At 45.5% G+C, this 600-nt stretch carries 1 protein-coding gene; it reads right to left on the bottom strand.

The window, feature by feature from the left end:
• Positions 1 to 20: 20 nt before the first annotated feature.
• The coding region (locus G3T14_RS24550; protein ID WP_204263063.1) for a hypothetical protein at positions 21 to 600 on the bottom strand (580 nt) is incomplete at its 5' end.

Raw genomic sequence — 600 nt, 5'->3', positions numbered from 1 at the left:
ATTAGTATTCTCCTGCTCGTTTATAATTCGAATTCCAGGCCGAAAGACGGGATGCTCGGGAACATACTGAAAGCCCGGATTTTCGTCGGATTCGTATTGGGAATAGTCTGGGCAAATAACACATTGAAATGGGTGCGCACATTGATAATCTGTACCTTAAATTTCCCGTTCAGGCCGAAGGCTTTAAATGAACGGGCATAATTGGCATCAATTCTGAAATAGCTGGGATAACGGGCGCCATTTTTTTCACCGGGAATATCCTGAAGACCAGAGTAGGGGTTGATCGGGCTGGTGTAATTTGTCCCGGCAAAGACCATTCCTTCATTAACTGTAAATGCCTGACCGGTATTGTATGAAACAGTCGGTCCGACGGTTCTCTTTTCATTAAAACGATAACTCATTACGGCATTAAAGGAATGCGGAATATCGTTATGAGTGTAATAAATCTCACCTTCCTCCTTCGAAACCCGGCCGTCGCTGTTAAAATCGATTTCCTTCTGAATCCGGCTGAAGCTGTAACCCAGCCAGCCATTAAACTTCCCCAGCGTTTTTTTCAGCAGCAGTTCAACACCCCAGGCCTTCCCGGTACCCGAGACAAAA

The organism is Methylobacterium sp. BTF04, from assembly GCF_010692745.1.
Taxonomy (GTDB): Bacteria; Pseudomonadota; Alphaproteobacteria; order Rhizobiales; family Beijerinckiaceae; genus Methylobacterium.
The sequence above is the reverse complement of the archived record's forward strand: the minus strand, read 5'-3'. Positions and strand labels throughout refer to the sequence as shown.